This is a genomic window from Streptomyces sp. FH025 (assembly GCF_017427025.1).
Taxonomy (GTDB): domain Bacteria; phylum Actinomycetota; class Actinomycetes; order Streptomycetales; family Streptomycetaceae; genus Kitasatospora.
Map to the genome: position 1 here is coordinate 1 of NZ_JAFLNG010000165.1, position 12,434 is coordinate 12,434.

At 74.4% G+C, this 12,434-nt stretch carries 4 protein-coding genes; all 4 read left to right on the forward strand.

Features of this window, described 5'->3' with window-relative positions; genetic code table 11:
- The first annotated feature begins 173 nt into the window (after positions 1-173).
- Positions 174-1,541, forward strand: coding sequence for a crotonyl-CoA carboxylase/reductase (gene ccrA, locus J0670_RS14480; RefSeq protein ID WP_207811966.1), 1,368 nt, complete (start codon positions 174-176; stop codon positions 1,539-1,541).
- Position 1,542: 1 nt separating this feature from the next.
- Positions 1,543-2,541 (forward strand): 3-oxoacyl-ACP synthase III family protein, encoded by a 999-nt coding sequence (locus tag J0670_RS14485; RefSeq protein WP_207811967.1) that lies wholly within the window; start codon positions 1,543-1,545, stop codon positions 2,539-2,541.
- The gene (locus J0670_RS14490; protein WP_207811968.1) at positions 2,538-3,419 is read left to right on the forward strand and encodes a 3-hydroxybutyryl-CoA dehydrogenase; all 882 of its coding nucleotides are present in this window, start codon (positions 2,538-2,540) and stop codon (positions 3,417-3,419) included. The genes J0670_RS14485 and J0670_RS14490 overlap by 4 nt, the downstream gene beginning before the upstream one ends.
- A 61-nt stretch (positions 3,420-3,480) precedes the next feature.
- Positions 3,481-12,434: type I polyketide synthase (locus J0670_RS14495; RefSeq protein WP_207811969.1), on the forward strand; the 8,954-nt coding region annotated here is incomplete at its 3' end.

A 12,434-nucleotide genomic window follows, 5' to 3' on the forward strand; every position in this document is an offset into this window, starting at 1 on the left:
TTAGGGGGCGGTTTAAGGGTCTGGGGTGGCCCGGCCCGGCCTACGATTTTTCGGCGATGGGGGATTGGGATCGACGCTCGATCGGCAGCGCGGCCGACCGGGCGAACTCCCATGGCACGACCACCTCTCCATGACTTCTGCGCGACTTCTCACCGACATCGGGAAGGGTTTGCATGGATATGTTGGCCGAGGCTCTGATCGGCGGAGCCGGACCGGAAGAGCTCGAGAAAATCGATCTCCCCGACGAATACCTGGCCGCGCACATTCGGGCCGCCGATGTCGGCATGTTCAGCGACGTCGAGGACAAGGACGTCCGTAAGTCGCTGCATGTCGGCAAGGTCCCGATGCCGGAAATCGCGCCGGACGAGGTGGTGGTCGCCGTGATGGCGAGCTCCATCAACTACAACACCGTCTGGTCGGCGACGTTCGAGCCCGTTCCCACCTTCAACTTCCTGGAGCGGATGGGACGTCAGGGCGGTTGGGACGCCCGGCACGACCTGCCGTACCAGGTGGTCGGTTCGGACGCCGCCGGCGTGGTCGTCCGGGTCGGTGCCGGGGTGCGGCGCTGGAAGGTCGGCGACCACGTGGTGGTCAGCTGCGTCCAGGTCGACGACCAGGAGCCGGCCACCCACGCCGACGGCATGCTCGGCAGCGGCCAGCGGATCTGGGGCTACGAGACCAACTTCGGCGGTCTGGCCCACTACACCGTGGTCCGGGCCAGCCAGCTGCTGCCCAAGGCCGGGCACCTGACCTGGGAGGAGGCGGCCGGGGTCATGCTGACCGCGGCGACTTCCTACCGGATGCTGGTCAGCGACAAGGGCGCCCGGATCAAGCAGGGCGACATCGTCCTGATCTGGGGCGCGACCGGCGGCCTCGGCGCCTTCGCCGTGCAGATGGTCAAGAACGCCGGCGGCATCCCGATCGGCGTGGTCAGCTCCGAGCGCAAGGCCGAGACCCTGCGCAGGCTCGGGTGCGACGTGGTGATCAACCGCCAGGAGATCGGAATGGGCGGCGACGAACCGCTCACCCCGGAGCGGACCATCGAGCTGGGCAAGCGACTGGGCCGGGCGATCCGGGCCGCGGTCGGCGAGGACCCGCACGTGGTGTTCGACTACATCGGCGCGGCGACCTTCGGCATCTCGGTCTTCGTGGTCCGGCGTGGCGGAACCGTCGTCACCTGCGGTTCCAGCACCGGATATCAGCACCAGTTCGACAACCGCTATCTGTGGATGAACCTCAAGCGAATCGTCGGCAGTCACGCGGCCAATCTCCACGAGCAGGCGGAATGCAACCGGCTTTTCCGCCTCGGGCACCTCTCGCCCATCGTCTCGGAGGTCCACCCGCTCGCCGACGTCGCCGAGGCGGCCCGGACGGTCCAACTGAACCGGCACATCGGAAAGGTGGGCGTGCTCGGTCTCGCCCCGGAGGAGGGACTCGGAGTCACCGATCCCGAACTCCGCGCCAGGATCGGCGTCGAGAAGCTCAATCCCCTACGCCGGATCGAAACCGATCCCGCGCCCCTGACGGAAAGGGATTCCTGAAATGACGGGCCACCGGACAGGAATTCTGGCCACCGGTTCGTACGTCCCCAAGGAAGAGGTCTCCAACGAGGAGATAGCCTCCCGGGTCGGCGTCACCGCGGAATGGATCGAGCGCAAGACGCAGATCCGCTCCCGGCGCTTCGCCGCGCCGGACGAGGCGACCTCCGACCTGGCCGTACGGGCCGCCACCGCCGCATTGGAGCAGGCCCGACTGGCGCCGGAGGAGATCGACTACATCATCCTGTCCACCTCCACCGGGGACTTCCCGCAGCCGCCCACCTCGTACCTGGTCCAGGACGCGCTGGGCGCCCACAACGCCGCCTGCTTCGACATCAACGTGGTGTGCAGCGGCTTCGTCTACGCGCTGGCGCTCGCCCGGAGCCTGGTCGACCAGCGGCCCGAGGCGCGGGCGCTGGTGATCGGCGCGGACCTCTACTCGCGCATCCTCGACTTCACCGACCGCAAGACCGCGGTGCTCTTCGCCGACGGCGCCGGCGCGGCCGTCGTCGGCTCGGTGCCGGAGCCCTACGGGATCACCGCCCTGGAGCTGGCCAGCCGGGGCGACGCCCACGGTCTGATCCGGGTCGAGGCCGGTGGCAGCCGCAACCCGGCCACCGCGGAGACGGTCGCCGAGGGCGGCCACTTCTTCCGGATGGACGGCCGCGGCGTGCGCGACTTCGTCACCGAGCACGTGCCGCCGGCGCTGCGACGACTGGCCGACGACGCCGGCGTGCCGCTGTCGGAGGTGGACCACTTCGTCCCCCACCAGGCCAACGGTGTGCTGCTCGGCGAGGTCGTCGAGCGGGCCGGGCTGACCAACGCCGTCACCCACCGCACCCTCCGGCAGTTCGGCAACGTGGGCAGCGCCTCGGTGCCGCTCGCCCTGGACGAGGCCAACCGCTCCGGGGCGCTCAAGGACGGCGACCTCGTGCTGCTGGCCGGGTTCGGCGGCGGCATGGCCCTCGGTTCCGCCCTGCTGCGCTGGGCGGTGACGGCATGACCGGACGGAACGGGTCCCCCCTGGTGTTCGAGCGGGTAGGGGTCGTCGGTAGCGGCATCATGGGCGCGGGCATCGCCGAGCTGTGCGCCAAGGCCGGGCTGGACGTCGTCGTCGCCGTCTCCTCCGAGTCGTCGCTGGAGACCGGCCCGCGGCGCGTCACCGCCTCGCTCGACCGGGCGCTGTCCAAGGGGAAGATCACCCAGGAGCAGCGCGACGCCGCGCTGGCCCGCATCGTCTTCACCCGCGAGCTGGAGGCGCTGGCCGACCGTCAGCTGGTCGTCGAGGCGGTCAAGGAGAGCGAGCCGCTCAAGGTGGAGCTGTTCGCGAGCCTCGACAAGATCGTCGAGGACCCGGAGGCGGTGCTGGCCTCCAACACCTCCTCGATCCCGATCGTCCGGCTGGCGCAGGCGACCAACCGCCCGGAGCGGGTCGTCGGCACCCACTTCTTCAACCCGGTGGCGGTCCTGCCGCTGGTCGAGCTGATCGACTCGGTGCTCACCGACCCGGCCGTCAGCGAACGGGTCGAGGCCTTCGCGGCCGGGACGCTGGGCAAGACGGTGGTCCGCTCCCCCGACCGGGCCGGCTTCATCGTCAACGCCCTGCTCTTCCCCTACCTGCTCGCCTCCATCCGGATGGTCGAGTCGGGGGTCGCCACCGCCGAGATGGTCGACCAGGCCATGGTGGCCGGCTGCTCGCACCCCATGGGGCCGTTGAAGCTCGCCGACCTGATCGGCCTGGACACGACCGTCTCGATCGCCGAGTCGCTGTACCAGGAGTTCAAGGAGCCGCTCTACGCTCCCCCGCCCTCCCTCCTGCGCATGGTCGAGGGCGGCCTGCTCGGCCGGAAGTCCGGCCGCGGCTTCTACGAGTACGCGTAACCCGTACGCCGCCCCACCCGCGCAGCCCGCCGTACACAGCTGAGAGGAAGACGAGGAAACAATGGCCAAGGCATCCGGCTCCGGTGCTCCGGTGGGGCGCGCGGACCACGACGACCCCATCGCGATCATCGGGCTCTCCTGCCGCTTTCCCGGGGCGTCCGGCCCCGGGGCGTTCTGGCAGCTCCTGCGCCAGGGCCGCAGCGCGGTGGGCGAGCCCCCGGCCGGGCGCCCCGGGCTGCCCGCCGGGTCGACCGGCCGCCCGGCCGGTTTCCTCGACCGGGTCGACGGGTTCGACCCGGAGTTCTTCGGCGTCTCTCCGCGCGAGGCCGCCGGGATGGACCCCCAGCAGCGGCTGATGCTGGAGCTGGCCTGGGAGTCGCTGGAGTCGGCCGGGATCCGCCCGGCCGACCTCCGGGAGAGCCGCACCGGCGTGTTCGTCGGGGCCATCTGGGACGACTACGCCAAGCTCGCCCACGAGGTCGGCGAGGAGGCGGTCAGCCACCACTCCATCACCGGGCTCAGCCGGGGCGTGATCGCCAACCGGGTCTCGTACCTGTTCGGGCTGCGCGGCCCGAGCCTCGTGGTCGACACCGGCCAGTCCTCCTCGCTGGTCGCGGTGCAACTCGCCTGCGAGAGCCTGCGCAACGGCGAGACCACCGTGGCGCTGGCCGGCGGGGTGAGCCTCAACCTGGTACCGGAGGGCTTCGCCGTCGCCGAGCGGTTCGGCGCCCTCTCCCCCGAGGGCCGGACGTACACCTTCGACCGGCGTGCCGACGGCTACGTCCGCGGCGAGGGCGGCGGTGTCGTGGTCCTCAAGCCGCTCAGCCGGGCCCTGGCCGACGGCGACACCGTGCACGCCGTCATCCGGGGCGGCGCGGTCAACAACGACGGCGGCGGGGAGAACCTCACCTCCCCGCGCGGCGAGGCCCAGCAGGAGGTCCTGCGCCTCGCCTACGCCCAGGCGGGGGTCGACCCGGCCGAGGTCGGCTTCGTCGAGCTGCACGGCACCGGCACCCCGCTGGGCGACCCCATCGAGGCGGGCGCGCTCGGCGCGGTGCTCGGCCACGGCCGCCCGCAGGACGCGCCGCTGCTGGTCGGCTCGGTGAAGACCAACATCGGGCACCTGGAGGGCTCGGCCGGGATCGCCGGCCTGATCAAGACGGTGCTCTGCCTGCGCGAGGGCGAGCTCGCCCCGAGCCTCAACTACACCGAGGCCAACCCGGCGATCGACACCGCCGCGCTGCGGCTGAAGGTCAACGACGGCCTCTCCGTCCTGGAGGGCACGGCGGAGAGGCCGGTGCTGGCCGGCGTCAGCTCCTTCGGCATGGGCGGCACCAACTGCCACCTGGTGCTCTCGGCCTTCGAGGCCCCCGCCCCGGCGGCCGCCCCGCAGGAGGCGGACGCCGTCGCCGAGGTGCCGGCGCTGATCTCCGCCCGTACCCCCGAAGCCCTGCGCGCCCAGGCCGGACAGCTCGCCGACCACGTGACGGCCCGCCCGCAGGACGCCCTGCCGGAGCTGGTCCGGGCACTGGCCACGGACCGGACCCACTTCGAGCACCGGGCCGCGCTGTTCGCCGCCGACCGCACCGCGCTGACCGGTCAACTCACCGCGCTGGCGGGCGGCGAGAGCCCCGCGGGCGTGGTGCGCGGCACCGTCACCACCGGCGGGCTGGCCTTCCTGTTCACCGGCCAGGGCAGCCAACGCCCCGGCATGGGGCGGGAGTTGTACGAGGCGTTCCCCGCCTTCGCGGCCGCACTGGACGAGGTCTGCGACCACCTGGACGCCGTACGTGAACGGCCCGTCCGTGAGCTGCTCTTCGCCGAGGAGGGCTCGCCCGACGCCGAACTGCTCGACCTGACCGAGCACACCCAGGCCGCCGTCTTCGCCTTCGAGGTCGCCCTCTACCGGCTGCTCGAACACTGGGGACTCACCCCGGACGTGCTGATCGGGCACTCGGTCGGCGAACTGGCCGCCGCACACGTGGCCGGAGTGCTCTCGCTCGCCGACGCGAGCGCGCTGGTCGCGGCACGCGGCCGGCTGATGCAGCGGCTGCCGGCCGGCGGGGCGATGGTCTCCGTCCAGGCCTCGGTCGAGGAGCTGAGCCCCGCCCTGGCCGGGCGCGAGCACGAGCTGGCCGTGGCCGCCGCCAACGGGCCGCTGTCGACCGTCATCGCCGGCGACGAGCAGGCCGTCCTGGAGGTGGCCGAGCAGTGGCGCGAGCGCGGCCGCAAGACCAAGCGGCTGCGGGTCAGCCACGCCTTCCACTCGCCGCACATGGAGCCGATGCTGGCGGAGTTCCGGACCGTCGCCGAGGGGCTGAGCTACCACGCGCCGCGGATCACCCTGGTCTCCAACCTGACCGGCCGGACCGTCACCGCGGAGGAGATCGGCACCGCCGAGCACTGGGTGCGCCACGCCCGCGAGGGCGTCCGCTTCCTGGAGGGCATCCGGGCCGTCGCCGACCTGGAGGTGACCCACTTCCTGGAGATCGGGCCGGACGCCGTACTGGCCGCCATGGGCCGCGACTGCCTGACCGAGGAGGAGGCGGAGGGCCTCGCCTTCCTCGCCGCCGCGCGCTCCGGCCGCCCGGAGCCTCGGACCCTGCTGACCGCCCTGGCCGAACTGCACGTGCGCGGGGTGCCGGTGGCCTGGGAGCGGATGGCCGACGCGGGCACCGGGCCGCGCCCGGAGCTGCCGACCTACCCGTTCCAGCGCCGCGGCTTCTGGCTGCCCGCGCCGGCCCGCACCGGCGACCTCGGCTCGGCCGGGCTGGCCGCCGTCGACCACCCGCTGCTCGCCGCCGTCGTCCGGCGCGCCGAGAACGGCGGACTGCTGCTCACCGGGCGGCTGTCGGTCGCCACCCAGCCCTGGCTGGCCGACCACGCGCTGCTGGGCACGGTCACCGCGCCGGCCGCGCTCTTCGTCGAACTCGCCGTCCAGGCGGGCGCGGAGGCCGGCACCGAGCTGGTCGAGGAGCTGGAGCTGGAGACCCCGCTGGTGCTGCCCGGGGAGGGCGGCGTCCACGTCCAGCTCACCGTGGGCGCGCCGGACGCCGCCGGGCGCCGGACGCTGACCGTCCACTCCCGCGCCGAGCAGGCCGACCAGACCGACCCGGAGCTGCCGTGGACCCGGCACGCCAGCGGTGCACTGGCACCGGCCGGCCCGGAGGCCGGCTTCGACCTGCGCAGCTGGCCGCCGGCCGACGCCACCGCGCTGCCCGTGGCCGACCACTACGAGACGCTGGCCGACCGGGGCTTCGGGTACGGCCCCGCCTTCCAGGGCCTGCGGGCCCTGTGGCGGCACGGCGACGAGCTCTTCGCCGAGCTGGCGCTGGACGAGCGCGAGCGCGAGCAGGCGGCCCGGTTCGCCCTGCACCCCGCGCTGCTCGACGCCGCCCTGCACGCCGTCCTGCCCGCCGTCCTCGCGGCGGCGGACGGCGAGCGGCCCCACCGGAGCGCGCGCTGGCGCTCGGTGCGGCTGACCGCCGCCGGGGCGGGCGTGCTGCGGGTGCGGATCACCCCGGCCGACGAGCCGGACGGCTACACGCTGCGGATCGCGGACGGCACCGGGCTGCCGGTGGCCACCGTCGCCTCGGTCGCCTTCCGGCCGGTCGACGGGACCGAGCTCCGCGGCGCCGTCGCCACCCCGAACGAGCAGACGCTGCACCGGGTCCGCTGGGCGAAGCTGCCTCCGGCCGAGGAGCGCGCCCCGGCCGGACGCTGGGCACTGATCGGAACGGACCACCTCGGCCTCGGCGTGGCGCTCACCACCGCCACCGGCGGCGTCGGCCTCTACCCCGACCTGGCCGCCCTGACCCGGTCCACCACCCCCGGCTCCGCCCCGGAGGTCGTCCTCCTCTCCGCGCGCCCGCCGGTCGCCGCCGTCACCGCAGCCGGCCTGGCGCAGGCGCTCCGCGAGGCCACCGGGGACCTGGTGGAGCTGCTGCGCTCCTGGCTGGCCGAGCCCGCCTTCGAGGGTTCGCGGCTGGTGCTGGTGACCCGTACGGCGGTGGCCGCCGGCGACACCACCCCCGACCCGGTGTCCGCCGCGCTCTGGGGCCTGGTGCGCTCCGCGCAGGCCGAGCACCCCGGCCGCTTCGCCCTGCTCGACCTGGGCGAGGCCGGCGAGTCGCTCCAGGCGCTGCCCCTGGCGATCGTCGCCGCCGAACCCGAACTCGCCCTGCGCGACGGGAACCTGCTGGTTCCCCGGCTGGAGTGGGCCGGCCCGGTGACCGGCCGGGCCCCGGCCTGGGAGTCCGACGGCACCGTCCTGGTCACCGGCGGCACCGGTGCGCTCGGCTCGGCGGTCGCCCGTCACCTCGCCGCCGACCGGGGCGTACGGCACCTCCTGCTCGCCGGACGACGCGGCGCGCAGGCACCCGGCGCGCAGGAACTGGCGGCCGAACTGCGGGCGCTGGGCGCCGAGGTCACCCTGGCCGCCTGCGACGTGGCCGACCCGGACCAGCTCGCCGCCCTGCTCGCCGCCGTCCCGGCCGCGCACCCGCTGACCGCGGTGGTGCACACCGCGGGCGTGCTCGCCGACGCCGCGCTCACCACCCTGACGGCGGACCGGCTCGACCAGGTGCTGCGCGCCAAGGTGGACGGCGCGCTCAACCTGCACGAGCAGACCCGCCACCTGCGGGTGTCGGAGTTCGTGCTGTTCTCCTCGGTGGTCGGCACGACCGGCAACGCCGGCCAGGCCGGCTACGCGGCCGCCAACGCCTTCCTCGACGCGCTCGCCCACCGCCGCCGGACGGAGGGGCTGCCCGCGCTCGCGCTCGGCTGGGGCCCGTGGGCCGGGGCCGGCATGGCGGCCTCGCTCGCCGAGGCCGACCGGGCCCGGCTGGAGCGCTCCGGCCTGCTCCCGCTGGCAGCCGCTGAGGCGCTGGCCCTGTTCGACGGCGCCCGGGCGCTGGACGAGTCGCAGCTGCTCCCGGTCCGGTTCGACCGGGCGGCGCTGCGCACCCGGGCCGCCGCCGAGGGGCTGCCGGCCGCGCTGCGCGGCCTGGTCCGCCCGCCGGTCCGCCGGGCCGCGGACGCGGCGGCGGGCGGCTCGACGGCGCCGCAGCGGGAGGGCCTGGCCGGTCGGCTGGCCGCGCTGCCGGCCCGGGAGCGCGAGAAGCTGCTGTCCACCGTGGTGCGCACCGAGGTCGCGGCCGTACTGGGCTACGACCGGCCGGAGACGGTCGAGGCGGAGCGCACGTTCAAGGCGCTCGGCTTCGACTCGCTGACCGGCGTCGAGCTGCGCAACCGGCTGAGCGCCGCCGCCGGGGTGCGGCTGCCGACCACGCTGGTCTTCGACCACCCGACCACGGAGGCGGTGATCCGCTTCCTTCGCGCCGAACTGCTCGACGCCCCGGCCGCCGTGACCGTCGCGGAGGTCGACCGCCGGTCGGAGGACGATCCGGTGGTGGTCGTGGGCATGAGCGGCCGCTTCCCCGGCGGGGTCCGCTCGCCCGAGGAGCTGTGGCAGCTGGTCGCCACCGGCGGCGACGCCATCTCGGGCTTCCCCACCGACCGCGGCTGGGACCTGGAGGCGCTGTACGACCCGGACCCGGAGAAGGCCGGCACCTCGTACACCCGGGACGGCGGCTTCCTCGCGGACGCGGCCCTGTTCGACGCCGAGTTCTTCGGCATCTCCCCGCGCGAGGCCCTCTCCATGGACCCGCAGCACCGACTGCTGCTGGAGGCGTCCTGGGAGGCCTTCGAGCAGGCGGGCATCGACCCGGCCGGCCTGCGCGGCAGCCGTACCGGCGTCTATGCGGGCACCTTCGGCTTCCGCGACCACGGCGGTGAGCCGGACGGCGCGGGCGCGGAGGGCCAGCGGATGACCGGCAGCGCGGCCAGCGTCCTGTCCGGGCGGGTCTCGTACACCTTCGGTCTGGAGGGCCCGGCGATCACCGTCGACACGGCCTGCTCCTCCTCCCTGGTCGCCCTGCACTTCGCCGCCCAGGCACTGCGCCAGGGCGAGTGCACCCTGGCCGTGGTCGGCGGCGTGACCGTGATGTCGACGCCGGGGACGTTCGTGGAGTTCTCCCGGCAGCGCGGCCTGGCCCCCGACGGTCGCTGCAAGCCCTTCGCCGCGGCCGCCGACGGCACCGGCTGGGCCGAGGGCGTCGGTGTCGTCCTGCTGGAGCGGCTCTCGGACGCCCGCCGCAACGGGCACGAGGTCCTTGCGGTGATCCGCGGTACGGCGATCAACCAGGACGGCGCCTCCAACGGCCTGACCGCCCCCAACGGCCCCTCCCAGCAGCGGGTGATCCGGGCGGCGCTGGCCGCGGCCGGGCTCTCCGCCGCCGAGGTGGACGCGGTCGAGGCGCACGGCACCGGTACCCGGCTCGGCGACCCGATCGAGGCCCAGGCCCTGCTCGCCACCTACGGCCAGAACCGGCCCGAGGACCAGCCGCTCTGGCTCGGATCACTGAAGTCCAACATCGGCCACGCCCAGGCCGCCGCCGGTGTCGCGGGCGTGATCAAGATGATCCTCGCCATGCGGCACGGCGTGCTCCCGCAGACCCTGCACGTCGACGAGCCCAGCCCGTACGTCGAGTGGGACAGCGGCAACGTCCGCCTGCTCACCGAACAGCGGACCTGGCCGGAGACCGGCCGACCCCGCCGCGCCGGCATCTCCTCCTTCGGCATCAGCGGCACCAACGCCCACGTCATCATCGAACAGGCCCCGCCCACCGAGACCGAGGCCGAGACCGCAACCGTCGAGCCGACCACCGCGCCGCTGGCGCTCGCGGTCTCCGCCAAGAGCCCGCAGGCCCTCGCCGCCCAGGGCGAGCAGCTGCGCGCCTTCCTCGCCGACCAGCCCGACGCCCAACTCGCCGACATCGCCTACTCCCTGGCCACCACCCGCGCCCAGCTCGACCACCGCGCGGTGGTACTCGGCCGGGACCGCGCCGAACTGGTCGAGGGCCTGGCGGCGCTGGCCGCCGACGGCTCCTCCGCGCGACTGGCGCGAACCGCCCCGGGCGGCGGCGCGGCGGCCTTCCTGTTCACCGGCCAGGGCAGCCAACGACCCGGCATGGGAAAGGAGTTGTACGAGAGCGAGCCGGTCTTCGCGGCGGCGCTCGACGAGGTGGTCAAGCACCTGGACCCGCTGCTCGGCCGCCCGCTGCGCGAGGTGATGTTCGCCACCGAGGGCGGCTGGGAGGCCGAGCTGCTCGACCAGACGATGTTCACCCAGGCCGGCCTGTTCGCCCTGGAGGTCTCCCTCTTCCGGCTGGCCGAACACCGGGGCCTGCGGCCCGACTTCGTCGCCGGGCACTCCATCGGCGAGCTGGCCGCCGCGCACATCGCGGGCGTGCTCTCGCTGCCGGACGCCGCGACGCTGGTCGCCGCGCGCGGCCGGCTGATGCAGGAACTCCCGCAGGACGGCGCGATGGTGGCGGTCCGGGCGAGCGAGGAGGAGGTGGCGCCGCTGCTGGCCGGGCGCGAGCACGAGGTCGCCATCGCCGCGATCAACGGGCCGTCCTCCGTGGTGGTCTCGGGCGACCTGGTGGCCACCCTGGCGGTGGCCGAGGAGCTTGCCGGGCGGGGCCACAAGACCCGCCGACTGACCGTCAGCCATGCCTTCCACTCGCCGCGCATGGAGCCGATGCTCGACGAATTCCGATCCGTCGCGGGGAAGTTGAGCTACGACGAGCCGACGATCCCGATCGTCTCCAACCTCACCGGCGGGCTGATCCAGGCCGAGGAGCTCGACTGGCCCGAGTACTGGGTGCGCCACGTCCGCGAGGCCGTCCGGTTCAACGACGGCATCCGGACCCTCCAGGCCGAGGGCGTCACCACCTTCGTCGAGCTCGGCCCGGACGGCGTGCTCTCCGCGATGGCCCGCGACTGCGTCACCGACGAAGGGGCCGACGCCGAACCGGAGTTCATCACCTTCCTGCGCAAGGACCGCCCCGAGCCCGAGGCCCTGGCCACCGCGCTCGCCCAGGCCTGGACCCGCGGCCTGCCGCTCGACTGGAGCTCACTGCTCGCGGGCCGGAAGGTGGCCCTGCCGGGCTACGCCTTCCAGCACAAGCACTACTGGGCCACCGCGCCCACCCGGGGCAGCGATGTCGGCTCGGCCGGGCTCGGCGCGGTGGACCACCCGCTGCTCGGCGCCGCGCTCACCCGGGCCGACTCCGACGAACTGCTGTACACCGGCCGGCTCTCGCTGCGCGCCCAGCCCTGGCTCGCGGACCACGCCGTACTGGGCCGGGTGCTGCTGCCGGGCACCGCGTTCGTCGAGATGGCCACGCTGGCCGGGTCCGAGGCCGGGACCGACCTGCTGGAGGAGCTGACGCTCGAAGCGCCGCTGCTGCTCGCGGCGGGCGGCGCCGTCCAGCTCCAGCTCGCCGTGGGCGAGCCGGACGAGTCCGGCCGCCGTACGGTGACCGTCCACTCCCGCCGGGAGAACGAGGAGTTCGAGGAGGCGTGGACGCGCCACGCCAGCGGCGTGCTGTCCGCCGACCGGGGCGCGGAGCCGGTCGACCTGTCGGTGTGGCCGCCGCGCGGCGCCGAGGCCGTCGACCTGGCCACCCGCTACGAGGACCTGGCCGCCCAGGGCTTCGAGTACGGCCCGGTGTTCCAGGGCCTGCGGTCGGTGTGGCGGCGCGGTGAGGAGGTGTTCGCCGAGGTCGCGCTGGACCAGGCGCAGGCCGACGACGCCCGGCGCTTCGGCCTCCACCCGGCCCTGCTGGACGCCGCCCTGCACGCCATCGAACTCGGCGCCCTGCCCAGCACCGGCGAGACCCGCCTGCCCTTCGCCTGGACCGGCGTCCGGGTGCACGCCACCGGCGCCGCCACCGCCCGGGTACGGCTCACCGCCGCGGGTACGGAGGCGGTGCGGATCGACGTCGCGGACGCCACCGGCGCCGCCGTCGCCACGGTGGAGTCACTGGCGGTCCGGGCGGTCAGCGCGGACCAGTTGAGCGCGGCGGGCGGCGCGGTGAACGAGGCGCTGTTCGAGGTGGAGTGGACTCCCGTCACCCCGAACTGGACCCTCCCCGAAGGCACCTACGC